General features: G+C 70.4%; 28 protein-coding genes. 10 read left to right on the plus strand and 18 right to left on the minus strand.

All coding sequences use genetic code 11. From position 1 onward, the window contains the following. Positions 1-23: 23 nt before the first annotated feature. Positions 24-998 carry a 2-phospho-L-lactate transferase gene (gene cofD / locus VKV57_08185; GenBank protein HLW59887.1) on the plus strand — a complete coding sequence of 325 codons (975 nt, stop codon included), beginning with the start codon at positions 24-26 and terminating at the stop codon, positions 996-998. Further along, positions 995-1,612: a 2-phospho-L-lactate guanylyltransferase gene (gene cofC / locus VKV57_08190; GenBank protein HLW59888.1), complete on the plus strand. Its 618-nt coding sequence runs from the start codon at positions 995-997 to the stop codon at positions 1,610-1,612. Before cofD ends, cofC begins: the two co-directional genes overlap by 4 nt. Here the strand turns inward: cofC and phoU are convergent. Further along, positions 1,609-2,268 carry a phosphate signaling complex protein PhoU gene (gene phoU / locus VKV57_08195; protein HLW59889.1) on the minus strand — a complete coding sequence of 220 codons (660 nt, stop codon included), beginning with the start codon at positions 2,266-2,268 and terminating at the stop codon, positions 1,609-1,611. The two genes, cofC and phoU, sit on opposite strands and share 4 nt — an antisense overlap. A 219-nt stretch (positions 2,269-2,487) precedes the next feature. After that, positions 2,488-2,610, minus strand: coding sequence for a hypothetical protein (locus VKV57_08200; GenBank protein ID HLW59890.1), 123 nt, complete (start codon positions 2,608-2,610; stop codon positions 2,488-2,490). Between the two features lie 227 nt (positions 2,611-2,837). Here VKV57_08200 and VKV57_08205 point away from each other — a divergent pair, with 227 nt between their 5' ends. After that, positions 2,838-3,098: a hypothetical protein gene (locus VKV57_08205; GenBank protein HLW59891.1), complete on the plus strand. Its 261-nt coding sequence runs from the start codon at positions 2,838-2,840 to the stop codon at positions 3,096-3,098. Continuing rightward, on the plus strand, positions 3,095-3,583 hold the full coding sequence (locus VKV57_08210; protein HLW59892.1) for a reverse transcriptase-like protein: 489 nt from the start codon (positions 3,095-3,097) through the stop codon (positions 3,581-3,583). Before VKV57_08205 ends, VKV57_08210 begins: the two co-directional genes overlap by 4 nt. Before the next feature lie 255 nt (positions 3,584-3,838). Here VKV57_08210 and pstB read toward each other — a convergent pair whose 3' ends face one another. From pstB to VKV57_08240, 6 genes are all read right to left on the minus strand, one after another. Then, complete coding sequence (gene pstB, locus VKV57_08215; protein ID HLW59893.1) at positions 3,839-4,678, minus strand: phosphate ABC transporter ATP-binding protein PstB; 840 nt, start codon at positions 4,676-4,678, stop codon at positions 3,839-3,841. 5 nt (positions 4,679-4,683) lie between these two features. After that, positions 4,684-5,538: a phosphate ABC transporter permease PstA gene (gene pstA / locus VKV57_08220; GenBank protein ID HLW59894.1), complete on the minus strand. Its 855-nt coding sequence runs from the start codon at positions 5,536-5,538 to the stop codon at positions 4,684-4,686. Then, positions 5,538-6,527 (minus strand): phosphate ABC transporter permease subunit PstC, encoded by a 990-nt coding sequence (gene pstC, locus VKV57_08225; protein HLW59895.1) that lies wholly within the window; start codon positions 6,525-6,527, stop codon positions 5,538-5,540. The genes pstA and pstC overlap by 1 nt, the downstream gene beginning before the upstream one ends. Positions 6,528-6,545: 18 nt before the next feature. Further along, on the minus strand, positions 6,546-7,640 hold the full coding sequence (gene pstS / locus VKV57_08230; GenBank protein ID HLW59896.1) for a phosphate ABC transporter substrate-binding protein PstS: 1,095 nt from the start codon (positions 7,638-7,640) through the stop codon (positions 6,546-6,548). A 119-nt stretch (positions 7,641-7,759) separates the two neighbouring features. Next, positions 7,760-8,173, minus strand: coding sequence for a methylglyoxal synthase (locus VKV57_08235; protein ID HLW59897.1), 414 nt, complete (start codon positions 8,171-8,173; stop codon positions 7,760-7,762). A gap of 168 nt (positions 8,174-8,341) precedes the next feature. After that, the gene (locus VKV57_08240; GenBank protein HLW59898.1) at positions 8,342-9,289 is read right to left on the minus strand and encodes a DUF47 family protein; all 948 of its coding nucleotides are present in this window, start codon (positions 9,287-9,289) and stop codon (positions 8,342-8,344) included. A 189-nt stretch (positions 9,290-9,478) separates the two neighbouring features. On the opposite strand from VKV57_08240, the gene VKV57_08245 reads away from it, so the two are divergent. The 6 genes from VKV57_08245 (at position 9,479) to VKV57_08270 (ending at position 16,102) form a co-directional block, all read left to right on the plus strand. Further along, complete coding sequence (locus VKV57_08245) at positions 9,479-10,372, plus strand: NAD(P)-dependent oxidoreductase (protein ID HLW59899.1); 894 nt, start codon at positions 9,479-9,481, stop codon at positions 10,370-10,372. 108 nt (positions 10,373-10,480) lie between these two features. Further along, positions 10,481-12,184 (plus strand): methylmalonyl-CoA mutase family protein, encoded by a 1,704-nt coding sequence (locus tag VKV57_08250; protein ID HLW59900.1) that lies wholly within the window; start codon positions 10,481-10,483, stop codon positions 12,182-12,184. 43 nt (positions 12,185-12,227) lie between these two features. Continuing rightward, on the plus strand, positions 12,228-12,650 hold the full coding sequence (locus VKV57_08255) for a cobalamin B12-binding domain-containing protein (protein HLW59901.1): 423 nt from the start codon (positions 12,228-12,230) through the stop codon (positions 12,648-12,650). Further along, positions 12,637-14,070, plus strand: coding sequence for an AMP-binding protein (locus VKV57_08260; protein HLW59902.1), 1,434 nt, complete (start codon positions 12,637-12,639; stop codon positions 14,068-14,070). Before VKV57_08255 ends, VKV57_08260 begins: the two co-directional genes overlap by 14 nt. Then, positions 14,067-15,104 (plus strand): methylmalonyl Co-A mutase-associated GTPase MeaB, encoded by a 1,038-nt coding sequence (gene meaB, locus VKV57_08265; GenBank protein HLW59903.1) that lies wholly within the window; start codon positions 14,067-14,069, stop codon positions 15,102-15,104. The genes VKV57_08260 and meaB overlap by 4 nt, the downstream gene beginning before the upstream one ends. Before the next feature lie 50 nt (positions 15,105-15,154). Next, the gene (locus VKV57_08270) at positions 15,155-16,102 is read left to right on the plus strand and encodes an MBL fold metallo-hydrolase (GenBank protein HLW59904.1); all 948 of its coding nucleotides are present in this window, start codon (positions 15,155-15,157) and stop codon (positions 16,100-16,102) included. A 25-nt stretch (positions 16,103-16,127) separates the two neighbouring features. Here the strand turns inward: VKV57_08270 and VKV57_08275 are convergent, their stop codons facing one another. The 10 genes from VKV57_08275 to def form a co-directional block, all read right to left on the minus strand. After that, positions 16,128-17,171: a histone deacetylase gene (locus VKV57_08275; protein HLW59905.1), complete on the minus strand. Its 1,044-nt coding sequence runs from the start codon at positions 17,169-17,171 to the stop codon at positions 16,128-16,130. Beyond that, positions 17,168-17,839 carry a ribulose-phosphate 3-epimerase gene (gene rpe / locus VKV57_08280; protein HLW59906.1) on the minus strand — a complete coding sequence of 224 codons (672 nt, stop codon included), beginning with the start codon at positions 17,837-17,839 and terminating at the stop codon, positions 17,168-17,170. The genes VKV57_08275 and rpe overlap by 4 nt, the downstream gene beginning before the upstream one ends. Positions 17,840-17,859: 20 nt before the next feature. Then, entirely contained in the window at positions 17,860-19,767 is a 1,908-nt protein-coding gene (locus VKV57_08285) for a PASTA domain-containing protein (protein HLW59907.1), read from the minus strand. Continuing rightward, a complete protein-coding gene (locus tag VKV57_08290) occupies positions 19,764-20,822 on the minus strand; it encodes a protein phosphatase 2C domain-containing protein (GenBank protein ID HLW59908.1) in 1,059 nt (352 codons plus the stop codon). The genes VKV57_08285 and VKV57_08290 overlap by 4 nt, the downstream gene beginning before the upstream one ends. Then, positions 20,819-21,184, minus strand: coding sequence for an FHA domain-containing protein (locus VKV57_08295; protein ID HLW59909.1), 366 nt, complete (start codon positions 21,182-21,184; stop codon positions 20,819-20,821). The genes VKV57_08290 and VKV57_08295 overlap by 4 nt, the downstream gene beginning before the upstream one ends. Further along, entirely contained in the window at positions 21,181-22,293 is a 1,113-nt protein-coding gene (gene rlmN / locus VKV57_08300) for a 23S rRNA (adenine(2503)-C(2))-methyltransferase RlmN (protein ID HLW59910.1), read from the minus strand. Before rlmN ends, VKV57_08295 begins: the two co-directional genes overlap by 4 nt. Beyond that, a complete protein-coding gene (gene rsmB / locus VKV57_08305) occupies positions 22,290-23,639 on the minus strand; it encodes a 16S rRNA (cytosine(967)-C(5))-methyltransferase RsmB (protein ID HLW59911.1) in 1,350 nt (449 codons plus the stop codon). The genes rlmN and rsmB overlap by 4 nt, the downstream gene beginning before the upstream one ends. 40 nt (positions 23,640-23,679) lie before the next feature. After that, entirely contained in the window at positions 23,680-24,363 is a 684-nt protein-coding gene (locus tag VKV57_08310) for a zinc metallopeptidase (protein HLW59912.1), read from the minus strand. A 69-nt stretch (positions 24,364-24,432) separates the two neighbouring features. Continuing rightward, positions 24,433-25,389, minus strand: a complete 957-nt coding sequence (fmt, locus tag VKV57_08315; GenBank protein HLW59913.1) for a methionyl-tRNA formyltransferase — start codon at positions 25,387-25,389, stop codon at positions 24,433-24,435. Next, positions 25,386-25,889 (minus strand): peptide deformylase, encoded by a 504-nt coding sequence (gene def / locus VKV57_08320; GenBank protein ID HLW59914.1) that lies wholly within the window; start codon positions 25,887-25,889, stop codon positions 25,386-25,388. The genes fmt and def overlap by 4 nt, the downstream gene beginning before the upstream one ends. Positions 25,890-25,894 lie beyond the last annotated feature (5 nt).

Genomic DNA, 25,894 nt, shown 5'->3' on the forward strand with positions numbered 1-25,894 from the left:
CCCATCATTGGAGGAGACCGAGCGTGATCACCGTCCTGTGCGGCGGGGTGGGCGGGGTCAAGCTCGTGGACGGTCTCGCGGCCGTGCTCGCGGATCCGGTCGAGCTCGCGGTCATCGTGAACACCGCCGATGATTGGGAGCACTTGGGCCTTCACATCTCCCCAGACGTCGACACCGTGCTGTACACGCTGGCCGGCCTGGCGAGCGTGGAACAGGGCTGGGGTCTGGAGGGGGACACGTGGACGGCCCTCGACATGCTGGCGCGCTACGGGCTGCCGACGTGGTTCCGGCTGGGGGACCGGGACCTCGGCACGCACCTTGCCCGAACCGCATGGCGGCGGGAGGGCCGGCGGCCGACCGAGATCACCGCCGCACTCGCCGCCGGGTTGGGGGTCGTCCCAAAAGTGCTGCCGATGAGCGATGATCGGGTCGCCACCTTCGTGCGCACCCCGGCCGGGCGGCTGCCGTTTCAGGAATATTTCGTCAAGCGCCGCGCGCGCGATCCGGTGGCCGGCATCGAGTTTGAGGGCATCGAACGGGCCCGTCCGTCGCCCGAGGCCCTCGACGCGATCCGGGCCTCCGCGGTGATCGTGGTGGCTCCGAGCAACCCGCTCGTCAGCGTGGGGCCGATCCTGGCGCTCCCCGGGTTGGAGCGCGCGCTTCGAGAGAGCCGGGCGCTCAAGATCGCCGTGAGTCCCCTGATCGGCGGAGAGGCGGTCAAGGGGCCGACCGTAGAGATGCTGCGGGGGCTCGGGATGCCGGCGGCGCCCGCCGCGGTCGCGGCCCTGTACAGGGCCTTCGCCGAGGTGTTCGTCCTCGACGTCAGGGACCGAGCCGATGCCGATGCCGTCGCCGATGCGGGCGTACCGGGGCGGCCTCTGGCGGTGGAGTGCGTCGACACGCTGATGTCCGATCGCGCCGGCCGGAGGCGGCTCGCCCGGGCGCTGATCGAGATCGCCTTGAGGCGCGGCGCCGCAGTGGCGGCAAAGCCGGGGTGAGAGTCCGGGCCCTCATCCCACAGAAAGCACTCTTCCGGGCCAAGGGCCGCCTGGGGTCCGTGCTTCCCGAGGAGGAGCGGGCGGCGCTCAGCCTCGCGCTCCTCAAGTCCATCTGCGGCGTCCTGCGTGCGACGGTGGGGGTGGAGGATGTGGTCGTCATGACCCCGGATCCGGCGGTGCGGGATTTTGCCGCCGCCTGCGGCGTCCGGGGGATCTTCGACCCCAAGCCGGGCCTGAACGATGCCCTGGCCGAAGCGTTGCGCGTCCTGTCCGGCGCCGGCCGCGGGCTACTCGTTGTGGCCGGCGATCTTCCATTATTACAGCCGGCGGATGTGGCGGCGGTGCTGGCTTCCGGGGGGGCGGGGACGCTGGTGCTTGCGCCCTCTCGCGATGAGGCGGGGACGAACGCCCTGCTGTTTCCCCCGGGCGCGGGCGCTGCGGTGCGCCCCGCCTACGGCCTGGGGAGTCGGCGGGCGCACCACAGCCTTGCGCGGAGGCGGGGATTGCGGGTCGTCGAGGTGCACCGGCCGGGCCTCGCCTTCGACCTGGACACGCCGGCCGACCTGGCGGCGCTTGGGGGGCGGTGGGCGCCCGCCCGGCCGTGGGCCGTTTAGACGTTCAGCTCTTTCAGCGTCCCGGTAACCATATAGATCACTCGCTCGGCGATGTTCGTGGCGTGGTCCCCCACCCGTTCCAGGGCCTGGGCCACCATCAGGAGGTGGGTGGCCCGCTGGATGTTCTTGGGATCTTCGATCATGTAGGTCAGGAGCTCCCGGAAGACCTGCCCGTAGAGATGATCGACCTCGTCATCCTTGGCGGCCATGCGCTCGGCGAGCGCGGTGTCCCTGCGGACGAACGCGTCGAGGCCGTCGTGGAGCATCTCCCGCACCATCTCCGCCATCCGGGGAATGTCGATCAAGGGCTTGAGCAGCGGCTGTCCGGCCGCGCGTCGGGTGATCCGGGCGATATCCTCTGCGTGGTCGCCCATGCGCTCGAGATCGATCGTCATCGTCCAGATCGCGGCGATCATGCGCAGGTCCTTCGCCATCGGCTGCTGCGTCGCCATCAGGCGCAGGCAGCGTTCTTCCAGTTCGAGGTGCAGGGCGTCGATGGCGTTGTCGGAGGCGATCACCGTGTTGACGCCATCGAGGCTGCGCGCCTGCAGCGCGTCGACGGCCCGCCGGATCGCGTCGTCGACGAGATCGGCCATCCGCAGGAGGTCCTCCTGCAAGTGCTGCAGATCGTGGTCGAAGGTCTCCCGGGTAGTCATCCTCGTCCCCTGGCTTCAACGGGATTACCGAGCGATTCCGGATGCCGGGACCGTCTTCCTCGTCCCCACCCCCGGCCCGGGGCGCGGCGAGGCCGCCCCACCTCAGCCTTCACCCGAACTTTCTAGGAGACGGTACCTCCCACCCCGCGGGCGCAGCGTTCTCGTGATGCGTCCGTCGCTTTCACTCCCCCAGGACACGGTGCGGCTTCAGTCCGTTGCTTAGAACTTCAACAGCGACCTCACACACGCGGCCGCGACCGCAGAGATAACGAGCAACACCCCGGCGATCGTCAGCGCCGCTTTCGCATCCGCGAGCCATCTGGCCTCTTGGTCCGTGCGCATCGCCCCATCGACAGGGATCCCAGGTCCCCGCCCCCCCGTACCATCCAGCGTAGAATGCGAAGGTTAACCGGAGGTGAAGGCCGGTTTAAGGCTGCGTGAAGCCATCCTCGACATCCTTCACCACAGGTTGGCGGGGGCTTCACCTCCCCTTGACCTTGGCCGTATACAGTAGGGCCAGGACGCAGGGACGTTCCCGATAGGCCATGATGTGGGAGGGGTGCATGCGCATGCCGCTCCGTCTCGGCCGGGAGGACGTGGCACGGTCTGACCGCTACGCGGCGCGCGCGTCGCGCGCGGCCGGATCCAAATCCGGGAACGGCCTTTTCGAAGGACGGAGCGGTCCCCGCGGGTGGCTCGCTCCTCCTCCCCCGTCCCCTGGCGCGAGCCTCTGGCAGCGGTTCACCGACGACCGCGACCTCGTCGGTCTGAAGATCGTGCTGCTTGTGGTCATCGGCATCCTCTCCTCCCTGATTGACCTCGTCAAATGACTGCCAGGGTGGGGGAACTCCACGCTCATGTCGCGGTGATCGACGGTGGGATTCGCGCGGCGATCGGCATCGTGTTCGTCGATGCACACGGTCGCGCGCTGCGCTGCGTCGGTCGCGTCGTGCCCGGGTGTCCGCGGGATCGTGCGGCGTTCCAGGGCATCCTCCTGGCCCTCTGGAATTCCCGGCGGCTGGGGTCGCGGCGCGTCGTGGTGCACAGTGACGACCCGGGGGTGGTCGCCCAGATCAATCGCTGCCGGGACGTGCCGCTCGAACTTGTCGGGCCTTACCTCGAAGTCCGCGCCCTCCTCCACGCCTATCGGAGCGCGCGCGTGGAGGCTGACCAGATCCCGTGGGAACCTGAGGCGGTGTCGGTCGCCCGGGCCGCGTTGGCATCCGGCCTCGCGGATCAGACGGTGGACGAGCTGCCGCTGTGGACCTGCGCACGCCGGGGTGCCCCTCCGTACGTCGCGCCGGACGGCTCCTAGGCTCCGATCGCCACGGTGCTCGGGTGGCGCCCCGCCTTCACGAAGCGCAGAGGTCCATCATCAACAAACCTTCGCTTGTCGGCGAGTGGGTGACGCGCGAAGCTCACGAGACCGCCGGCGACGAGGTTTTGCGCTCGGATGCTCCTGAGGAGATGGTAACAGCGGGGGGATCCGTGGTGCCGTCCGTCGCCACCCCACTCCGGCCTGGTCCCCCGGCGACCGCCCCCGGCTAGAAAGAACCCCGCGATCGTCGACTTAACCAAACCGCCCCGTGATGTAGTCTTCCGTCCGCTTGTCCCGCGGCCGCGTGAACAGCTCGGCCGTGGGCCCAAACTCCACCAGTTCTCCGGTGAGCATGAAGGCCGTGCTGTCCGAGACGCGCGCCGCCTGCTGCATGTTGTGGGTGACGAGCACGATCGTCAAGCGCTCGCGCAACACCCTGGCCAGTTCCTCGATCTTCAGGGTGGACCCCGGATCGAGCGCGGACGCCGGCTCGTCCATCAGCAGGACCTCCGGCTTCACCGCCAGCGCGCGAGCGATGCAGAGCCGTTGTTGCTGCCCCCCGGAGAGACTGGCGCCGGGTCGGCCGAGCACATCCTTGACCTCCTCCCACAGGGCCGCCTGTCGAAGGCTTTGTTCTACCACCTCATCGAGAAGCTTTCGTTGGCGGACGCCGTTCAATCGGAGGCCCGCGGCCACGTTGTCATAGATCGACATGGTGGGAAACGGATTCGGCCGCTGGAAGACCATGCCGACGCGGCGCCGGATCATCACGGGATCGATCTCCTTCGCGTAGATGTCCTCGCCGTCGAGCAGCACCTGCCCCTCGACACGCGCGCCCGAGATCAGTTCGTGCATGCGATTGAGGCAGCGGAGGAACGTCGACTTGCCGCAACCCGACGGTCCAATGATCGCGGTGATGCGGTTGGCTTGGACACCGATCGAGACCCCGCGGACGGCATGGGTGCGGCCAAAGTAGGCGTTCACCCGCACGGCCTGGATGCGCTGGGTGCCGACCCCCTCGACGGGCACCGAGCGCTCGAGGGCGCCCAGAAGCGCCCGACTCCACAGCGTGGCGCTCGACGTCTGCATCATCACGGTTACCTCCCCCCGGATCGCGACCGGCCCACGAGCCGGGCGGCGATGTTGAGCAAGAGCGTCATCGACATGAGCACCAGCGCTGCGGCCCACGCCTGACGGTGCCAGTCGTCGTATGGGGCGATCGCATAGTTATAGAGCTGGACCGTCAGCGACGCGATCGGCTGATCGAGCCCCGTCTGCCAGTACTGGTTGTTGAAGGCGGTGAAGAGTAGCGGTGCCGTCTCTCCTCCGATGCGGGCGATGGCCAGCATGACGCCGGTGATGATCCCCACGGCCGCCGTCCGCAACACCACGCGCACGGTGGTGAGCCACCAGGGGACACCCAGGGCAAGCGCCGCCTCGCGGAGTGACGTCGGCACGAGGCGAACGAGTTCCTCGGTCGTCCGCATCACCAGCGGGGCCATCATGATCCCCAGGGCGGCCCCGCCGGCGATGGCGGAGAAGCGCCGCATCGGGACCACGAGGAGCGTATAGACAAAAACGCCGACGACGATGCTGGGCACGCCGTTCAACACGTCGGCCGTGAACCGGATCCACCAGCCGAGGGGGCCGTCTCCCAGCTCGGACAGATACAACCCTCCCAGGATGCCGATGGGGAGGCCGACGCACGACGCCAGCAGGATGAGCGTGAGGGTGCCGCTGATCGCGTTCGCAACCCCCCCGCCCGTCTCCCCCACCGGCTTGGGGAGCTGGGTGAAGAACGCCCAGTCGAGCGACGTGGCGCCCTGCAGGACCACGTAGATCAGCACGCTGACGAGGGGGGCGAGCGCGATCAGCACCGCGGCGGCCGCGAGCCCCGTCATCAGGCGGTCCGTGGCGCGACGGCGTGCCGCGGTAGCCGGAAAGACGAGCATCACCCCATCCCTCCCGTCGGCAGGGTCCCCATCCGCCAGATGAGCCAACGGGCGATCGCATTGACAATCAAGGAGATCACAAAGAGGACAACCGCCAGTTCGATCAGCGCGGAGATGTAGATGCCGGTGGTGGCCTCCGAGAACTCGTTGGCGAGCGCCGCGGCGATCGTGTACGCGGGCTGAAACAACGAGGGTGACACCTGCGGGCGGTTGCCGATCACCATGGTCACGGCCATCGTCTCGCCGAGGGCGCGTCCCAGGCCGAGGATCACCGCCCCGGTGAGGCCGGTCCGGCCGTATGGGAGGACGGCGCGCCAGATCACCTCCCAGCGGGTGGCCCCGAGGGCGTAGGCGGCCTCACGCTGGCTCAGCGGCACCGACTTCAGCACCTCGCGCGAGATCGACGAGACGATGGGCAGGAGCATGATCGCCAGGATCATCCCGCCGGCGAGCAACCCGATCCCGTACGCAGGGCCGCTGAACAGCGGCAGCCACCCCAGAATCGCCCGGAGGTCGGGCTCCACGACGCTGCGCAGCCAGGGGGCCATGACGAAAATCCCCCAGAGGCCGAGGATGACGCTCGGGATGGACGCCAGAAGCTCGATGATGAACCCGAGCACCGTCGACAGCACCGGCGGAGCCAACTCCGCCAGATAGATGGCCACGCCAAGGCTCACCGGGACCGCAAGGACCAAGGCCACCAGCGAAGAGGCGAGGGTCCCGTACGCGAACGTGACCGCCCCGAAGACGTTGTGGACCGGATCCCACCGCTGCGTCCAGAGGAACCCCGCCCCAAAACGCGCAATCGCCGGCCAGGCCGCCATGGATAATTGGATGATCATCGAGGCGACGATGACCACGACCGCAAACCCGAACGCGGTCAACACGGCGCGAAACACCGCGTCCGTCCAGGCCTTGTGGCGCCGCACGAACGCGGCGCCGGGAGGCAGGAGGGCCTCCGCCCTCCTGCCGACGTTCGAGGGAAGCATCGTTAGGACAACCGAGCCCTACGGCGCGGGAAGGAAGGCGTGGCCTTGATACCCGATGGTCTTGATGATGCGCTCGTCGATCAGCACCACCGGCGCGGGCAGTGGAGCATACAGGAGCTGGGGGGCGTCTTTTTCCCCGTCATGAATCGCCCACCAGAGGAAATCCGTCAGGGCCTTGCCCTTCGATTCGTCCGTCTGTTCCTTGGGGATCAGCAGGTAGGTGAACCCGGCGATCGGATACGTGGTCGCTCCAGGCGAGTAGGCGATCGAGACCCGGACATCGTTGGTCTTGACCATGGCGTCGGCGCCGCCGGCGGCGGCCGCGGTCGTGGCGGACAGGGAGGGGGCGATCCATGCGCCCGACCGGTTCCTGACGACCGCGTACGTGAGTTGGTTCTGCACCACGTACGCCAGTTCAACGTACCCGATCCCTCCCGGGGTCTGCTTGACCAGCCCCGAGACCCCCTCGTTGCCCTTGCCGCCGATCCCGGTCGGCCATTCCACGGATGTGCTGCGCCCGACCTTGTCGGCCCAGCCCCTGCTGACGATCGAGAGGAAGGAGGTGAAGTGGAAGGTCGTGCCGCTGCCGTCCGATCGGTGCACGATCGTAACCGGCAGGTTCGGCAGCTTCACGGATGGGTTGTTGGCGGCGAGGCGCGGATCGTTCCACTTGGTGATCTGCCCCATGTAGAGATCGGCGATGTTTTCCGGCGTCAGACGCAACCCCGAGCCGACCCCCGGAACGTTGTAGCTCATCGCGATCGACCCGGCGACGGTGGGGATCAGCGCGACGGGCCGTCCCATCGCCTTCAACTGGTCATCGGAGAGCGGGGCATCCGAGGCGCCGAAGTCCACGGTGCCCTTCTGCACCTGCGCGATCCCACCGCCGCTGCCAATCGATTGGTAGTTGATGCGGACATCCGGGTGGAGCCGATTGTACTCGGCGAACCACCGGGAGTAGATCGGATATGGAAACGTGGCGCCCGCCCCGGTGAGCACAATCGGTCCCGCGGCGACCGCGCCGGTGGTCCCCCACGGCAACCCACCCGGGCCGAGGATCAGTCCGGCGAGGACCGCGCCTGCGATCCAGCGCCATCGTCGAGCCATCTTCATGCCATCCCTCCTTCAGAGATCTCGTTCTACCTAGCCTGCCCCGAGATCCATCGCTGATAGCGTACCGCGGCCGGTTCCAGGCTGTGCGATGCCCCGGTGAAGGGGAGGTTAAGAGAGTGTTAAGCGTACGCAGGCACGAGCCGCTGGTACTCGTGGGCCATGAGTGGGGAGGAGATCATGAAGTCCGCCGAGGCGCGGTTGCAGGCCACCGGGATGTTCCACACCACCGCGATCCGAAGCAGCGCCCGGACATCGGGGTCGTGCGGATGCGGCTCGAGCGGGTCCCAAAAGAAGATCAGGAAATCGACGCCGCCCTCCGCGATCTTCGCTCCGATCTGCTGATCGCCTCCCAACGGCCCGCTGTGAAACTCGGCGACCGGAAGGCCGAGGCGCTCGGCGATGAGCCGACCGGTGGTGCGCGTCGCGCACAATTCGTGGCGCGCCAGAAGCTCCTTGTTGAACCGGACCCACTCCAGAAGATCGGTCTTCTTATTGTCGTGCGCAATCAGGGCGATGCGCTTGGCGGCCAACATCGGCACCGGCGTCCGCGGAGCAAAGGCACGCGGGGACAACGTCTGCGGCGCTGAACTCATCACACACCCCTATCCGTCGCCCGACTGGCGGCGACGGCTCGAGCCTACGCGCCGGACGTCAACGCGAGGTGAAGGGCCGGTGAAGAATATTCGAAATCCAGGCCGGCGCTACGGCCGCGCGTCCAGGCGGTAGCCGATCCCGCGCACGGCGGTGATGCGCACCCCGCCCTTGGGTTCCACCTTCTTGCGCAGCCAGGCGACATGGGTGTCGAGGGTGCGGGTGTCGCCGAAATAATCGTCCCCCCACACATCCTGCATCAGCCGCTCGCGGCGGACGATCTTGCCCAGGTGGCGCAGCAGCAGGTGCAGGAGGTCGAACTCCTTGGTGGCCAAGGGCACGCCCTCCCCCGCCACCGTCACCGTGCGCTCGGCGATGTTCATCACCAACTGGTTGGCGAGGAGCCGGTCCTCCGCCCCCGCCTGCACGACAATCGTCTCCAGGATGTTCGCGATGTCCTCACACCGGTCGGTCATGGCCTCAAGGTTCTCGCAGATGTCCTTCCATTTAATGATCTCCTTGGCGCTGGCCCGCCCCGAGAACAACCGCTCGATCACCTCCCGCAGCAGGTCGTCCCCGCGGTTCTCCAGGTTGTGCAGCGCGCGGGTGTGCGGGAACACGTCGTGCATCCCCTTGAGCTGGCCGATCGCCTTCGCCAGCTCTTGGGCGGACTCGAAGACGTTCCGGCCCATCTCGCGCGCCGACGGGAGCACGCGCTTCACTCGGTGAATCGCCAACCGCGCCGCGGCCGCCTCGATGGCGTCGAGCACGTCGTCGAGATACCCCGTCAGGGCGCGGAGGGACTCGGTGCTGAACGGGAGGGCGCCGCCGGTCGTCGTGGCCTCGAAGAGGTCTCGGGCGATCGCATCGCCCGTGTGTTCCAGATCGCGAATCCGCTGCCAGGCCTCGGTCGAGGAGAGACGTCCGTCGAGCATCGACCCAAGCGTCCGGGCCGCCTCCAAGATGCTCCCGGCCAGTTCCTCCAGGAGCGTGATCGGATATTGAGACGCGCCGGCGGGCGGGGTGTCGGGTTGCGGTGGTCGGCGATCGGGTCCCATGGCCAGCATCCATCATACCGCACGCGTCCACCCTGTGCCTCTGCTGGGCCGGCCGCGGCTGGAGGAAACCCCGCTGGAGGAAACCCCGCCGGCCGCGGCGCATTGAGGCGGTGTGACCCCGGTGGATCCGCCGGGGTCACGCCTGCACGGCAAACCCGCGCATCCGCGCACCGAAGCGAGGTGACGTTTGTGAGCGAACGCATCGGCTTCATCGGCCTCGGCATCATGGGGCGCCCCATGGCCGGCCACCTGCTGGACGCCAAATACCCGATCACGGTCTGGAACCGCACCCGCGGCAAGATGGCGGCGCTGGTGGAGCGCGGCGCCGTCGCGGGGACGTCGCCGCGGGACGTGGCCTCCCGGAGCGACATCACGATCACGATGGTCGCCGACACGCCGGACGCGGTCGAGGTGATCCTCGGGCCGGAGGGCGTCATCCACGGGGTCCGCGCGGGCAGCGTCGTCGTGGACATGAGCACCATCTCGCCGGTCGCGACCCGCGAGATGACCGCCAAGCTGGCCGAGCGGGGCGCGGAGATGCTTGACGCGCCGGTGTCCGGCGGCGAGAAGGGGGCGATCGAGGCGACGCTCTCGATCATGGCGGGAGGGAAGCCGGCGGTGTTCGAGCGGGTCCTGCCGGTGTTTCAGCGAATGGGCAAGCAGATCGTCCACCTGGGGGAGTCGGGCGCCGGCCAGGTCACGAAAGCCTGCAACCAACTCGTCCTGTCGCTGACCCTGCTCGGCGTGGCCGAGGCGCTGACGATGGCGCGGAAGGCCGGGGTCGATCCGGCCAAGGTGCGGGCGGCGCTGCTCGGGGGATTCGCCCAGAGCCGGGTGCTCGAGCTGCACGGCCAGCGGATGCTCGACCAAAACTTCGAGCCCGGGTTCCGCACCAAGCTCTACCACAAGGACATGGGGATTGTGATGGAAACCGGCCGATCGGTCGCCATGCCGCTCGTCGGCGGCGGCCTCGCCGCGCAACTGTACCAGATCGCGATGAATCAAGGGCTCGGCGAGAAGGACTACTCCGTCCTGGCGCAGGTCGTCGCCGGGCTCGGCGGCACCGAGCCGCGCGCGCGCTGACCGCCCCACCTTCGTTGACAGCGGCGGAGGCGCCGGGCTAGAATTTGCCTGGATCCCGGATCCGCGCATGACCGGGGGACCGTTCGGTCGCACCCGAGGAGGTGCCCGGTGGCCACGACCAAACGCCCCACGGGTCCCCCCGACCCCACCCTCGCCGACCCGAGAGGGGACTGGGCGGCCGCCGAACTGAAGGCCGCTCTGGCCCGGGCGCCGGAGCGTCGGGAGCACTTCGAGACCCTGTCCGGGCTCCCCGTGGAGCGGATCTACGGCCCCGAAGACCTCGCCGGGCTCGACTACGCCGAACGCATCGGGCTTCCCGGGCGCTACCCGTTCACCCGGGGACCCTACCCGACGATGTACCGGTCCCGACCGTGGACGATGCGCCAGATCGCCGGATTCGGGACCGCCGCCGACACCAATGCCCGGCTCAAGTACCTGATCGCCCAGGGCCAGACCGGCATCTCGATCGACTTCGACATGCCGACGCTGATGGGTTACGACTCCGACGACCCGCGCGCGCGCGGCGAAGTGGGCCGGGAAGGCGTCGCGGTCGACACCCTCGACGACCTCGACGGGATCCTCGATGGCATCGACATCGGCGCGATCAGCGTGTCGATGACGATCAACCCCACGGCGTGGATCCTCTTTTCCATGTACCTCGCGCTCGCCGAGCGGCGCGGGGTTCCGCGGGAGGCACTCTCGGGGACGGTGCAGGCCGACATCCTAAAGGAATACATCGCCCAAAAGGAATGGCTCTACCCCATTCCGGCGGGGATGCGCATCGTGCGCGACCTGATCATCTACAGCGCGCGCCATCTTTCCCGCTACAACCCCATCAACATCAGCGGGTACCATATCCGCGAGGCGGGGGCGACGGCGATTCAAGAAGCCGCCTTTACCCTCGCCAACGGCATCGCCTACGTGGAGGAAGTGGTCCGCAAGGGGATGGCGGTCGACGAGTTCGCCCCCCGCCTCGCCTTCTACTTCATCGCCGAGCGCGACTTCTTCGAAGAGGTCGCCAAGTTCCGCGCGGCGAGGCGGATCTGGGCCGCCACGATGCGCGACCGGTTCGGCGCGCGGAACCCGGAGTCGATGCGCCTCCGCTTCCACTGCCAGACGGCCGGGAGCAGCCTCACCGCCCGAGAACCCCTCAACAACGTCGCCCGCACGGCGCTGCAGGCCCTCTCCGCCGTCCTCGGCGGCGCACAGAGCCTGCACACCAACGGCATGGACGAGGCGCTGGCGATCCCTTCGGAACTCGCGATGAAGGTGGCGCTGCGCACGCAGCAGATCATCCTCGACGAAACGGGAACGGCGAACACGATCGACCCGCTGGCCGGCAGTTATTATCTGGAGACGCTCACCAACCAGGTGGAAGAGGGCGTGCGCGCCTACATCGCCCGGATCGACGACCTGGGGGGCGCGGTGGAGGCGGCCGGCCAGAACTTCTTTCAGACCGAGATCGCCGACGCCGCCTACCGCTATCAGCGGCGAAAGGAACACGGAGATCTGACGGTCGTCGGCGTCAACAAGCACGTGGACCCCGCCGAGTCTCAGGTCATCCCCTTCGCGCTGCAGGAAGTGGACCCGGGTGCGGAAGCGCGGCAGAAGCAGCGGCTCGCCGCCGTCCGGGGGCGGCGCGACCCCCAGCGGGTGGCACGATGCCTGGCGGAGCTGACCGCCGTGGCCCGCGGCGACGACAACCTGATCCCGCCCACGATCGATGCGGTCAAAGCCGACGCCACGGTGGGGGAGATCGTCAACGCCCTGCGGGGCGTGTTCGGGACCTACGTTGAGCACCCGGTCTTTTGAACGGACGGATGGCGCCGCCCCCCGGGGGCCGGTGCGCATCCTCATGGCCAAGGTGGGGTTGGACGGCCACGACCGGGGGGTGAAGGTCGTGGCGCGGGCCCTCCGCGACGCGGGCTTCGAGGTCATCTACACCGGCCTGCACCGCACCCCGGAGGAAGTGGCCCTGGCGGCCGTGCAGGAAGACGTCGACGTGATCGGGGTGAGCATTCTTTCCGGCGCCCACATGGCGCTGGTGCCGCCGCTCCTCGAACAGCTGAGGGCCGACGACGCCGCGGACATCAAAGTGGTGGTGGGCGGGGTGATCCCGGCCGCCGATCGCCAGAAGCTGTGCGACCTGGGGGCGGCGGCGGTCTTCGACCAGGACACGGCGACGGATGAGATCGTCAACTGGATCGCTCACGCGCTGCGCCGGCCGGGCCCCGACATCCCGGCCGGGAGCCCCCGAGCTCCCCGTGGATCAGGATAGCCGCTGGCCGCCCGTCTACGACGAGCGATTCCTTCCCGACCCGCGGGAGCGGTACTGGTCCCCGCAGCGGGAGACCATGCCGGCTGGGGACCGGGATGCCTTTGTGCTGCGCCGCCTTCGGGCGATCACCCGCTGGGCGTGGGAGCGATCGCCCTTTTACCGGGCGAAGTGGACCGCCGCCGGCGTGCATCCGGATGCGCTCCGGACGCTGCCGGACCTGCAGCGCTTCCCGGTGGTGACCAAGGCCGAACTCCGCAGGGAACAGAACGAGCACCCCCCGTTCGGTCGGTACCTGTGCATCGACCGCCCGGAGGTGGCGCGGATCCACGGCACGTCGGGAACCACCGGCAGGCCCACCGCGTTTGCGATCGGGAGAGACGATTGGCGGCGCATCGCGAGCGCCCACGCCCGCATCATGTGGGGGATGGGCCTCCGGCCGGGGGACACCCTCTTCATCGCGTCGTTTTTCAGCCTCTACATCGGGAGCTGGGGCGCGCTGGTCGGCGGTGAGCGGCTGGGCGCAACCTGCTTCCCGTTCGGGGCGGGGCTCCCGGGCCAGACGCTGATGGCGTTGCGCTGGCTGCTGGACACGAAACCGACCGGCTTTTACGGGACCCCCTCCTACGCCCTTCACCTGGCAGGGGTGGCGGCGAGGGAACGGGTCGACCCCCGGGACTTCGGGCTTCGTATCATGTTCTTCTCCGGCGAGCCGGGAGCGGGCATCCCGGCGACCAAACGGACGATCGAGGACACCTTCGGCGCCGCCGCGGTCGACTGCGGCAGCATGGCCGAAATGACGCCGTGGATGAGCAACGCGGAGTGCGAGTACCGGTGCGGGATGCATCTGTGGCAGGACATCGTCTACTGTGAAGTCTGCGACCCTCAGCGCTTCGAGCCCGTCCCCTTCGGACAGGAGGGCACGCCGGTCTACACGCACCTGGAGCGAACGTCACAACCCATGATCCGGCTGGTGTCGGGGGACCTCACGCGGTGGGTGAACGACCCCTGCGAGTGCGGGCGGACGTATCCCCGCCTCCCCCGCGGCATCTACGGCCGACTCGACGACATGTGCATCGTGCGCGGCGCCAACATCTACCCCAGCGCGATCGAGGACGTCCTGCGGGCGGTGGAGGGATTCGGCGGAGAGTTCCAGATGGTGATCAGCCGGGATCGGGCGATGGACGAGCTGATCGTCCGGGTCGAGTACAGCGAGGCCTGGGCCCGGCAGGCGGAAGGAGCGCCCGGCGTCCTGGAGGCGCTGCGCGAGCGCGCGACGGCACGCCTCAGGTCCGTGATCGGCATCCGGCCGATCGTCAGGCTCGAACCGCCGGGCACCCTGCCCCGCACCGAGTTCAAGGCCAGGCGGCTCGTCGACAATCGGGCCCTCTACGAGGAAAGCATGCGGTCGCCTAAGCGGTGAGGAGCGGGTCCGGCCGCCGCCGCGGTCCGTCGCCGGCCCGAGGGGGCGAACCCCTGTCCCCGGGATCCGTCCCGCCCCGCGCGGCCGATGGGCCGCCGGAGCTGACCATCGATTTCGACAACCGCCGCCAGCTGGCGCGCCTGGTGACCCGCATCGAGAACGATCCGGCGTCCGCCGCCGCGATCATCCACCGGGTCTGGGACCGCATCGGCGGGGCCCACCGCATCGGGGTGACGGGCCCTCCCGGGGTGGGCAAGAGCACGCTCGTCGACCACCTGATCGCCATGGCCCGGGCGGCGGGGAGCACGGTGGCGGTGGTGGCGGTCGATCCCACCAGCCCGTTCAGCGGGGGAGCGATCCTCGGCGACCGGGTCCGCATGCTCCGCCACAGCGGCGACCACGGAGTGTACATCCGCAGTATGGCGGCGCGCGAGCACCTCGGCGGGCTGGCGGGGTCGACGCGCGATGTCGCGCACCTGCTCGATGCGTTCGGCTTTGGCATCGTGCTGCTTGAGACGGTCGGCGTCGGCCAGAGCGAGCTGGACATCATGCGCGCGGCCGACACGGTCGTCGTGGTTACCTCGCCGGGGCTGGGCGATTCGATCCAAATGCTCAAAGCCGGGATTCTGGAAATCGCGGACCTGCTCGTGGTCAACAAGTCCGATCGCCCGGGCGCCAAGGAGGCGGTCCTTCAGCTGCGCGAGCTGCAGCACCTCGCGCGGCGATCGTCCCCCTGGGAGGTGCCGATCCTCGAGACGGTGGGGAGCGAGGGCACCGGGGTCGAGGAGCTGTGGCGGATGACCCGCCGGCATTGGGAGTACCTCGAGGCCTCCGGCGAGCTCGCCGTGCGTCGCGCCCGGCGGGCGGAGCGAGAGGTCCTGGACCTGGTGGAACGGGGGTTGGCCGTTCACGTGCGGGCCAAACTCGACGGCCACTCCGCGCTCGGTCAGATCCTCGACCGGGCGAAGAGCCAGGCGATCGACCCGCACTCGGCGGCCGGCGCGCTCCTCGACCACCTCCTGCGCCACCCGTAGCGGCAGCAAGAGGAACACGGCGCCGGCGCACCGGCGAAGGTGGGATTCGAATGGTCAGCGATCCACCCCAGGCGGAGGCGGCTCCGGGGGTGCGCAGCGTCGATCTGTGGGATCGGGGTCTCGCGCACCACACCTCCGGATACCTGATCGACGCGCCGCGCCCCGCGCTGGTGGAGACGGGCCCCGCCCGCAGCACCCCGGTGTGGCTGCGGGCGCTTCGGGAGCTCGGCATCGCGCCGGAGGATCTCGCCTACATCATTGTCACGCACATTCACCTCGACCACGCCGGCGGCGTCGGCACCCTGTTGCCACACGCCCCGGCGGCCCGGGTCGTCGTCCACCGCCGCGGCGCACGCCACCTCACCGACCCCGCCCGGCTGGTCGCCGGCGCCCGCGAGGTGTTTGGCGACAAACTCGAGGCATACTTTGGGCTGCCCGAACCGGTCCCGGAGGCGCGGCTGCTGGTCCCCGAACCCGGGGCCGACCTGGATTTGGGCGACGGCCACCGGCTGCGCTTCTTCGACGCCCCCGGCCACGCCGGACACCAGCATATGATCCTGGACGCGGGGGCGGGCTGCCTGTTCTCGGGAGACGAACTCGGGAGCCGGTTCGTGGATATCGCCGGCGACTACGTGCTCCCCGATACCGCCCCGAACCAGTTCGACCCCGACGCGATGCTGCGCTCGGCGGACCTGCTGCGCACGCTGCGCCCTGGGGCGGTGCTCTTTTCGCACTTCGGCCGCTACCCGCTCGACGGCGATGCCCTCCGCCGGCGTCTCCACGACCAGGTGGGCGCATTCGTCGCGCTGGGGACCTCCGGCATCCAGCCCCCGACATGGGAGCACGTCTACCCGCGCCTGGTCGAGCACGTCCGGCGCGATCTGGCGGCACGGGGCGTGGCCTGGACCGCCGCGGTCGAGCAGGCGCTGGCCGACCACCTGGAAGTCTCCGCGCAGGGCATCATCGATCACCGCCGCCGACACCCGCCGACCGGGTGACGGGCGTCCGGCGCGCGCCTACGCCTCAGAGCGTCCAGTACTCGCCGACGATCCTCCGCACCGCGCGCGCGCGGGCCTGGGCCACGCTAAACGGCACCTCGCGCACCTCGGCTCCCGCTTCCGCCGCGCGGGCATCGATCCCGGTGAACCCCTCCAGCGTCGCGGCAACGGAGTAGGCGAGCGCACTCAGGTCGTAGCCGCCCTCGAGCATCAGCGCGATCGGCGTCGCCGGAGCGGCCTCGCGCACCGACCGCGCCAGCCGGCCGAACCCGCGGGCGGTCATGACCATTCCTCCCAACGGGTCGGCGTGATGCGCGTCGTAGCCGGCGGAGACCACGATCAACGGCGGCGCCACGGCGTGGAGCAGCGGGATCACCACCTCCTCGAACAGGTGCTGGTACCCGCCGTCGCCGATCCCCGCGGGGAGGGGGATGTTGATCGTGGTGCCCTCCCCCGGCCCCTCGCCCATTTCCTCCAGCCCCCCCGTCCCCGGATACCAGGCCTCCTGATGAAGCGAACAGCAGACGACGGCCGGATCGCGGTAGAAGATCTCCTGCGTCCCGTTGCCGTGATGCACGTCCCAGTCCAGGATGAAGACGCGGGCCAGGCCGTGCGCGTCGAGCGCGTGGCGGGCCGCGAGCGCCGCGTTGTTGAAGATGCAGAAGCCCCGTCCCTCGCCGGGCCCGGCATGGTGGCCGGGCGGCCGGACCAGCGCGGCCGCCACCCCCGACTCGCGGCGGATCACCGTGTCCACGGCCAGCAACGCCCCTCCGGCGGCCCGCCGCGCCGCGCCATCGGAGGCCGGCGCGACCGGGGTGTCGGGATCGAGGGAACCGCCGCCGGCGGCGGCCAAGTCGTGGACCCGCCGGATGTACGCCCGCGTGTGCACGCGTGCCAGTGTATCCTCGTCGACCGGCTCGGGGGTCGGATGCTCGCACGCCTCCCAGAGCGGCGTCCGCCGGAGGAGGGATTCGATCGCGGCCACGCGCTCCGGCCGCTCCGGGTGACCGGGGAAGGTGAGGTGCCTGCGGTAGTCGGGGTGCGTGATCAGCACGGGGGGCTCGGTCACGGTCGCCGCCCACCCCGGCCGCCCGCGCGGCGCAGTCGGGCCATCGCCGCCTCGATCCCATCGGGGGCGCCAAACACCGCCGTCCCGCAGACGAGCACGGAGGCCCCGGCCTCCAACGCCGCCGGGGCGGTCTCGGCCGTGATCCCGCCGTCCACGGCGATCTCGAAGTCGAGCCCGCGCGCCCGCCGTCCCTCGGCGAGGTCGCGGATCTTCGCCACCATCTCGGGGATGAACGGCTGCCCGCCGCTGCCGGGCTCGACGGTCATGACCAGCACCGCGGCCACTTCCGGCAGGACCCACTCCACGGCGTCGAGCGGGGTGGCGGGATTGAGGGCCACCGCCGGCAGCACGCCGGACGCGCGGATCTGGCGGAGCGTCTGGTAGAGGTGCACGGCGGCCTCGACGTGCACGGCGATCGAGGCCGCCCCCGCCTCCGCAAACGCCTGCACCTGGCGCTCGGGCTCGACCACCATCAAGTGCACGTCGAGCGGCAGCGCGGTGGCGCGCCGGATGCTGCGGGTGACGCCCGGGCCCATCGTGATCTCGGGAACGAACCGGCCGTCCATTACGTCGATGTGAATCCGGTCCGCGCCGGCGCGTTCGACGGCGCGCACCTGCTCGGCCAGCCGGCCGAAATCCGCCGCCAGAATCGACGGGGCGATCACCACCTCGCCGGGGCCTCGCGGGGTCAGGGCCGGATCTCCTGGATGAGTCGATTGTCGATGTAGACCTGCACGATCGTGAAGCCGGAGCCGCTCACCACCGTGTTGATCGTGTCCCCCGGGGCGTGCACCTTCTCGTACACCGTGCGCACGCCCTGCCCGTCGATCACCATGATCCGCACCCGCTGCTGCGCCGCGCCCCCGGGCACGATCAAGGTGACCCGCGCCTGCTTCTTGTTTGGATCGCCGGGCGTCGCCGGGGCGATCGGGGTGCCGGTGACGATCGGCTGCGGCGGCGGGCTGCCGGGCCCGGGAGCGGCGGCGACCGCCACGACGACCGCATCCCCGTGCCGGATCTGGGTCCCGGCGCGCGGGGTCATCGTCACGACCTGCCCGGGCGGCACATCGCCGCGTTGCACCTGGGTGACCTGCCGCAGCGTCACGCCCAGGTCCGCCAGCAGCCGGCGGGCGTCGTCCAAGGACCGCCCGACCAGGTCCGGCAGGACCAGGGTCTCGGGCCCCTTGTTCACCCGCAGGTAGACGGACGTGCCCCGCTCCAGCGAGGCGCCGGGTGCCGGATCTTGAGAGATCACGACCCCGGGCGGCAGGGTGTCATCATACGCGTCGCGCACCTCGCCCACGGCAAGGCGGGCCTGTTCGATCGCGAACCGGGCATCGGTCAGCGACCGACGGCGGATGTCCGGGACGGTGACCATCTGCGGTCCCAGGCTGGTGGTGACGCCGATCGTCCGGTCCACCTTCACCATTTTCCCCGGCGGCTGGTCCTGGCCGAGCACGAACCCAGTGGGCACGGTGCGGCTGTAGCTTTGCTGGATCACCTGGACCCCCAGCCGGTCCTTCCGCGCCTGGCTCTGCGCGTCGCCGAGGCTCCGGCCCCTCAGATCGGGGACGGTCACCTCCGGCACGTTCAGGTACGCGTTCAAAGCCTGCAGGCCGTACGAGCCCCCGATGAAGAGGGCGAGGAGCGCCACGGCGACGCCGAGGAGAGGAGCGAGGAGTGGGGAGATCCGCACGGCCCGGCCGTCCCCGCCGCGCCCCGCCTTCCCCGCGATGATCATCGTCTCCTCGACATCGGGGGTCGGCTCCTCGCGCCACACCGCGGTCTCTCCCATCAGGTCGCCGCGCATCTGGTCGGCCGATCGATACCGATCCTGGGGATTCTTGGCCAGGGCCTTCAGGATGATCCGCTCGACCTCTCGGCTGAGCGGGACGCCGTCGTCGCGGCGGGGGGTGGGGGGAAACTCGTGCACGTGCTTGAGCGCGATGGTGATCGGGCTGTCGCCGTCGAACGGCAGGTGACCCGTCACCACCTCGTACAGCACCACGCCGAGGGAGTAGAGATCGGCGCTGCTTCCCACCGCCAGCCCCCGAGCCTGCTCGGGCGAGAGGTATTGGACGGAGCCCAGGACCGTCCCCGTTTCCGTGATGTCCGATGAGGCCAGGGCGCGGGCGATGCCGAAATCCGTCACCTTCACCCGGCCGTCGCGGTTGAGAAGGATGTTCTGAGGTTTGACGTCGCGGTGGACGATGCCGACCCCGTGCGCAAACGCCAGGGCCTCACAGACCTGCACCCCGATCTCGCGGGCGCGCGCCTCGGTGAGGGCGCCGACCCGCCGGAGCAGGGTCTTGAGGTCCTCGCCCTCGACGAACTCCATCACGATGAAATGGACGTGGCCGTCCCGACCGTAATCGTAGACCTGGACCATGTGCGGATGCGACAGGCGGGCGACGGCCTGGGCCTCGCGCTCGAACCGGGCGACGAATTCCGTGTCGTGCGCGTACTGCTCACGCAGCACTTTGATCGCCACCTGCCGGTCGTCGGACAGCCGCCGGCCGAGGTAGACCAGGGCCATCCCGCCCTCGCTGAGCGGGCCCGTGACCGCGTACCGACCGTCGAGGATCCGGCCGATCATGGCCGGCGCGTGAGCAGGTCGTGCAGCATGCCCTCCGCCTCCTCTGCGCTCGCCGCCGGAATCCCTCGGATCAGGCGGCCCCGATCGGCGGGTCCGAGCCGGGCGACCGGGATCTCGGTCACCTTGACGACGCCCGAGAGCGGCACGCCGAGGACGCGCGCCGGTACCCCGCGCATCACGACCACCGTTCCGCCGCGGATCCCGAGGAAGTACGCATGCTCCAGTCGATACGCGCCGACACCCGCGGCAAGCAGCCCGGCGAGCACCAGCGGGCGCAGGATGCGGGCGGCGCGGCCGATCCACCGCGGCGCCAGGCGGATCACGACCGCGGAGGCATTGTCGAATCCTCCCCGGGCGTTCGCCAACCCCACCAGGACGCTGCTGGCTTCGTCGGCGTGCGGCCCCGCGTGCACCACCGCGCCGATCTCCTCCGGACGCACGGCGGTATGGAGGCCGTCGGTCGCCAGCACCAGCACATCGCCCGCCCGGAGCGGCTCGACCCGCACGTCGATCTCGACCCGCTCGGCGCTCCCGAGCGCCCGCGTCAGCACGTGCCGGTGGGTGTGCGTCTCGACCTCGGCCGGAGCGACCTCGCCGCGGCGGGCGAGCTCGGAGGCGAGGGAGTGATCGATGGTGAGCTGTCGCACCTCATGCGCGCGAAGCAGATAGGCGCGGCTGTCACCGACGTGAGCCACGATTCCCGCGTTCCCATCGATCACCAGCGCCGTGCAGGTCGTGGCCATGCCGGTGAGGCCCTCGGATTCGGCCCGGGCCCGGATGAGCTCGTTGGCGCGCCGAAACGCGTAGGACAGCGCGTCCTGCGCCGGCACGCCTCGGGCCAGCCGCGCCGGCACCTCCGCGGCCAGGGTGTCCACGGCGAGGGTGCTGGCGAGGTCCCCCCCCACGTGCCCGCCGAGCCCGTCGGCGACCGCGAACAGCGCCCTCCCCCCGCCGGTGTCCTCGAGCCGGAGGACGCGGTCCTCGTTGACCTCCCGCACCCGGCCGGTGTCGCTCCGCGCCCCGGCGCGGGCGGCCAGCCCGCCGATCGGCGTCATGGGGCGGCGAGGTATTCGAGCACCACGGGACCGATCCCGATCCGATCGCCGCGGCGGAGCAACGCGCGCGCGCCGCGCAGCCGGAGCGCGTTGACCAGGGTACCGTTGGTGCTTCCAAGATCGATGATCACCACGCCGCGGGGGCCGATCTCGATGCGCGCGTGGGCCCGGCTGACGCTCGGGCTGTTCAACACGATCGCCTGATCCGGCCGCCGTCCGATCGTCATCACGGGGGCGTCGAGCGGGTACTCGCGGCCGGTCGCTCCGGCCAGACCCGAGACCACCCGCAGCCGCGGGGCGCCGCCGCGAGGGCGATAGATGCGCGTCTCGCTCCCGGGGAACTCGGCGGGGGGCAAGGTCACGACGCGCCCCCGGGACCGGCGGCGGAGACGCCCGCGGTCGAAGCCGGCGTCCAGCGCGACGGCCGCCCCGCGCCCTCGGCCAAGCGGAGCTGCCCGCACGCCGCCTGGATCTCCCCGCCCCGCTCGATCCGCACCGTCACCGCGATCCCGCCGAGCCGGAGCGCGTCGGCAAAGGCGCGCACCCGATGCGCGGCGGGCCGCCGGAAGGCGATGCCGGCGACCGGATTGAGCGGGATCAGGTTGACGTGACCCCGCACCCCTGCCAGGAGCCGGCCGAGCGCCCGCGCCTCTCCGGGGCCGTCGTTCACCCGGTCAATCAGGACGTATTCAAACGTCAGCCGCCGGCCGGTCGCGTCGATGTACTCGCGGCATGCCGCCAGGAGATCGGCGAGCGGGTACCGCTGGTTGACCGGCACCAGGCGGTTCCGGAGCGCATCGGTCGGCGCGTGCAGGGAGACGGCGAGCGTCATCTGCAGCCGCTCCTTCGCCAGCCTGCGGATCTGCGGGGCCAGCCCGACGGTCGACACCGTGATGTGCCGCATCCCGATGCCCATCCCGTACGGAGCCGACAGGATCCGGACCGCCCGAACGGTCGCGTCGTAGTTGGCGAGGGGTTCGCCCATCCCCATGAACACCACGTTCGACAGCCTGCGCCGCCCGCGCGCACGTATGAGCAGGGCCTGACCCAAGATCTCGCCGGCGGAGAGGTTTCGTGAAAACCCGCCGAGCCCCGTGGCGCAGAAGGCGCAGCCCATCGCACAGCCCGCCTGGGTGCTGACGCACGCGCTGCGCCGGCCGTCGTCGAACCGCATGCGGACGCACTCCACCGTCCGCGCGTCCCCCAACGCCACCAGCAGCTTGGTGGCGGATCCGTCGGGCGCCTCCTGCGCCCGACGCACCGCCAGGGGCTCGACCGTCGCCACCCCACGCAGCCGGTCGCGAAATCCTCGCGGCAGGTCCGTCATCTCATCGATGGCCGCGGCCCCCCGGACGTAGAGCCAGCGGGCGATCTGACGCCCGCGGTAGCGCGGCTCCCCGACCTGCTCGACCAAGTCTTCCAGCTCCGAGAGCAGGAGGCCGCGCAGGTCGAGGGCGGGGGCGGGCGTCACGGAGCCCTGCGGCGGAACGCCGCGACGAAGAACCCGTCGGTTCCGTGCCGGTGCGGGAAGAGCACCGCCGTCCCCTCCCCGCCGGGCACGCGAGCGCCGTCGGGGACCGGCCACCCGACGATCGGCGCGGGGGCGAACTCCGGACGCGCGGCGAGAAACGCTCGGGCCACCTCGGGGCCCTCTTCGGGCTCGAGCGTGCAGACGGCGTACACCAACCAGCCGCCGGGGCGCACCGCGGCGGCGGCACCCTCCAGGATCGCGCGCTGACGGACGGCCAGCGGGCCGAGGTGCTCGGGGGTGAGGCGCCACTTGATCTCCGGGCGGCGGCGAACCACCCCCAACCCCGAGCACGGGGCGTCGACGAGGACGCGGTCGGCGACGGCCGGCATCATCGTCCCGAGCCGCGTGGCATCGATCTGCCGCGGTTCGACGATGGTCGCACCGGTCCGCGCGCACTGACGGGGAAGTGCGGCGAGCTTGGCGGGCACGACGTCGCAGGCCAGAATCCGTCCCCGGTTCTCCATCAGCGCGGCGAGATGGGTCGTCTTTCCCCCCGACCCCGCGCAGGCGTCGATCACGGTCTCCCCCGGACGCGGCGCCAGGAGACGGCTCACCAGCATGGAGCCCTCGTCCTGAGGCGAGCACCATCCCTCCGCGTACGCGGCGCGGCGGGCCGCCTGGGGAGCGGCGACGATGCGCGCCCCTTCCGGGACCAGCGCGGAGCGCGTGAGGCGGAAGCCGCGCGCCTCCAGCGCGCCGGCGACGACGTCGGGGGTACCGCGCAGCGTGTTCAAGCGGATCGCCGATGGGGGCGGGGTGTTGTTCGCGAGGCAGAGGGCGCGGGTCTCCTCGAGCCCGAAACGCGCCGCCCATCGGCGGACGAGCCAGGCGGGATGCGAGTGCCGCAGCGCCAAGCCCTCGGGGGTGGCCGCATCATCGGGGATCGCCACGGGAGAGGCGGCCACCCGCCGCAGGACCGCGTTCACCAGTCGCGCGGTTCCGGGATGGCCGACCCGCTTCGCCAGCTCCACGGCCTCCGAGCAGGCCGCGGACGGCGGGATGCGATCCAGAAACAACAACTGATACGCTCCGAGCCTCAGCACGCTGCGAATTCGGGAGGGGAGATCGTCCAGCGGGGTCCGGGTGCACCGCGTCAGCACCCAGTCGACTTCGGCGCGGTGGCGGAGGGTTCCCAGCGTGATCTCGGTGGCCAACGCCTCATCGGACGGACTCAGCCCGGCGTGGTCCAGCGTCCGGCGAAGCAGCGCACCGCTGAAGGCCCGGTCGGCGTCCACGCGGTGCAGAACCTCTAACGCCACCCCCCGACACGTGCGCGCGTGCAGCATCGGCCGGATCGGATGCGGCCCCGCACGCGGCGAGGGGGCATCACTCCTCACGCCGAGAGAGGAGCAGCATGCGCGCGAGCTGCAGGATCGCCATCGCCGCGGCCGCCACGTAGGTGAGCGCGGCCGCGGTCAGCACCGAGCGCACACCGCGCAGCTCATCCGCGGTGACGAGCCCTTCCTCCCGCAGCGCCCGCATCGCGCGGGCGCTCGCATCGAACTCCACCGGAAGCGTGACGACGGTGAACGCCACGAAGGCCGAGAAGACCAGAATCCCCAGCTGGATCATCGTCCCCGAGTGGAACAGGAACCCAATGATGAAGATCGGCCAGGCCAGCCAGGAGCCGAACTGCACCGTCGGCACCATCGCGGAGCGCAGGGCGAGCGGCGCGTAGCCGCGCGCGTGCTGGATGGCGTGCCCGGTCTCGTGCGCGGCCACCCCCGCGGAGGCGACCGAGACGCCGTCGTGCACGTCTGAGGAGAGGCTGAGCACGCGGCTGCGGGGGTCGTAATGATCGGAAAGCCTCCCGTCGACGCGCGCGATCTCGACGCCGGAGAGGCCGTTCCTGCGCAGGATCTCCTCGGCGACCTGGGCCCCGGACATCCCGTTGCGAATCGGGACCTGACTGTACTGCGCGTACGTCGACTGCACCCGCAGTTGTGCGTAGAGCGCCAGGAGGACGGCGGGAATCACGATGATCATGGTGGGGTCCCAAAACCACAGCATCGGCTCACCTCCCAGCCTCAAAATTGTAGCACAGTTCGCGCTGGGTTCCTAAATCCGCGGCCGGAGGCGCTACCGGCCGGGCGGCGATTCCGGGGGACGCCCGCCCAGGACGGTGCCGGGGGCGATCGGATGTCCCCGAAGGTACTCGGGCACCGTCATCCGCCGGCCGGAAGCCGGCTGGATCTCCATGATCAGCAACCGCCCTTCGCCCGTCGCCACCGACAGGCCGTCCTTCCCGACGGAGACGACCGTCCCCGGCAGGTCGGGCCCGCCGCCGGGACGCGGGACCGCCCGCCAGATCCGAAGCGCTGCCCCCTCCAGCAGGACGGACGCCACCGGCCAGGGGTCGAATGCCCGAACCAGGTTGGCCAGCCGCACCGCGGAGTCCGTCCAGCACAGCCACGCCTCCTGCCGGGTCAGCTTCGGCGCGTACGTCACCCGCGCGGGATCCTGGGGTCTGCGCGGGGCCTGCCCGGCCTCCAGCCGGCGCAGCGCTTCGACGAGCAGGCCGGCGCCCTCGCGGGCCAGACGAGGGTCGAGGGTCGCGGTGGTGTCGTCGGGCCCGATCGGCACCGCGCGCTGCAGGATGAGATCCCCGGCGTCCAGCTCGTCGCTCATATGGAGCACCGTGACTCCCGTCTCCGCATCTCCGGAGGCGATGGCGCGGGGGATCGGCGCCGCCCCGCGGTATCGCGGCAGCAGCGAGGGATGGAGGTTGATGCCGCCGAGCCGGGCGACCGCCAGGACCTCCGACGGCACGATCCGCCCAAACGCCACGACCACGAACAGATCGGGCGCAAGCGCACGGAGGCGGCCGAGGGCCGTGGCGTCCTTGAGCGATGCCGGTTGAAGGACCTCGAGCGCGTACCGATTCGCCACCGCGGCCACCGGGGGAGATACGACGCGAAGGCCGCGGCCCTGCGGGGCGTCCGGCCGGGTGATCACGGCGACGACGTCGGCCGCCCCGAGCACCGCTTCGAGCGACGGGACCGCAAACTCCGGCGTCCCCATGAAGATCACCTTCATTCCAGGTCCCCGGCGGGCGCCACCTCGGAGGCCTCATCGACGCGGCGCAGCGTCTTCGGATCGCTGACGCGGTCGGTGAACAAGATCCCGTCGAGGTGATCGATCTCGTGCAGGAGGATCCTGGCGTGGAGCCCGGACGCTTCGATCGTCACGAACCGGTTCCGGCGGTTCCGCCCGCGGACCGTCACCCGCTCGGCGCGCGGCACGTCCCCGAGCAGCCCGGGAATGCTGAGGCAGGCTTCGGTCGCGACCACCTCTCCATCCCGGCGCAGGACCTCGGGATCGGCGAGGGCGATCTGACGGTCCTCCAGGCGCGCGACGAAGATCCGCCGGCTGACCCCGACCTGCGGAGCCGCCAGCCCGAGCCCGTGCGCCTTCACCAGCATGGCGAACATCTCATCCATCAGCGCTTGGACCTCGCGCGTCACGACGCGGACGGGCTGGGCCCGCCGGCGGAGAATGCCGGCGCGGGGACTGTCCACGGTGATGATCTCCATCATCGCCT

The sequence above is a fragment of the bacterium genome (assembly GCA_035307765.1).
GTDB lineage: Bacteria > Sysuimicrobiota > Sysuimicrobiia > Sysuimicrobiales > Segetimicrobiaceae > Segetimicrobium.

What these genes read in the sequence shown, in the direction of transcription:
- VKV57_08270 (HLW59904.1), top strand. Translation starts at nt 15,155, where the DNA reads ATGGTCAGCGATCCACCCCAGGCGGAGGCGGCTCCGGGGGTGCGCAGC.
- VKV57_08200 (HLW59890.1), bottom strand. Translation starts at nt 2,610, where the DNA reads ATGCGCACGGACCAAGAGGCCAGATGGCTCGCGGATGCGAAAGCGGCG.
- VKV57_08210 (HLW59892.1), top strand. Translation starts at nt 3,095, where the DNA reads ATGACTGCCAGGGTGGGGGAACTCCACGCTCATGTCGCGGTGATCGAC.
- VKV57_08290 (HLW59908.1), bottom strand. Translation starts at nt 20,822, where the DNA reads ATGACGCCGATCGGCGGGCTGGCCGCCCGCGCCGGGGCGCGGAGCGAC.
- phoU (HLW59889.1), bottom strand. Translation starts at nt 2,268, where the DNA reads ATGACTACCCGGGAGACCTTCGACCACGATCTGCAGCACTTGCAGGAG.
- pstA (HLW59894.1), bottom strand. Translation starts at nt 5,538, where the DNA reads ATGCTCGTCTTTCCGGCTACCGCGGCACGCCGTCGCGCCACGGACCGC.
- rsmB (HLW59911.1), bottom strand. Translation starts at nt 23,639, where the DNA reads ATGCTGCACGCGCGCACGTGTCGGGGGGTGGCGTTAGAGGTTCTGCAC.
- VKV57_08205 (HLW59891.1), top strand. Translation starts at nt 2,838, where the DNA reads ATGCCGCTCCGTCTCGGCCGGGAGGACGTGGCACGGTCTGACCGCTAC.
- VKV57_08235 (HLW59897.1), bottom strand. Translation starts at nt 8,173, where the DNA reads ATGTTGGCCGCCAAGCGCATCGCCCTGATTGCGCACGACAATAAGAAG.
- def (HLW59914.1), bottom strand. Translation starts at nt 25,889, where the DNA reads ATGATGGAGATCATCACCGTGGACAGTCCCCGCGCCGGCATTCTCCGC.
- pstC (HLW59895.1), bottom strand. Translation starts at nt 6,527, where the DNA reads ATGCTTCCCTCGAACGTCGGCAGGAGGGCGGAGGCCCTCCTGCCTCCC.
- fmt (HLW59913.1), bottom strand. Translation starts at nt 25,389, where the DNA reads ATGAAGGTGATCTTCATGGGGACGCCGGAGTTTGCGGTCCCGTCGCTC.
- VKV57_08240 (HLW59898.1), bottom strand. Translation starts at nt 9,289, where the DNA reads ATGGGACCCGATCGCCGACCACCGCAACCCGACACCCCGCCCGCCGGC.
- VKV57_08285 (HLW59907.1), bottom strand. Translation starts at nt 19,767, where the DNA reads ATGATCGGCCGGATCCTCGACGGTCGGTACGCGGTCACGGGCCCGCTC.
- pstS (HLW59896.1), bottom strand. Translation starts at nt 7,640, where the DNA reads ATGAAGATGGCTCGACGATGGCGCTGGATCGCAGGCGCGGTCCTCGCC.
- VKV57_08310 (HLW59912.1), bottom strand. Translation starts at nt 24,363, where the DNA reads ATGCTGTGGTTTTGGGACCCCACCATGATCATCGTGATTCCCGCCGTC.
- pstB (HLW59893.1), bottom strand. Translation starts at nt 4,678, where the DNA reads ATGATGCAGACGTCGAGCGCCACGCTGTGGAGTCGGGCGCTTCTGGGC.
- VKV57_08255 (HLW59901.1), top strand. Translation starts at nt 12,228, where the DNA reads ATGGCCAAGGTGGGGTTGGACGGCCACGACCGGGGGGTGAAGGTCGTG.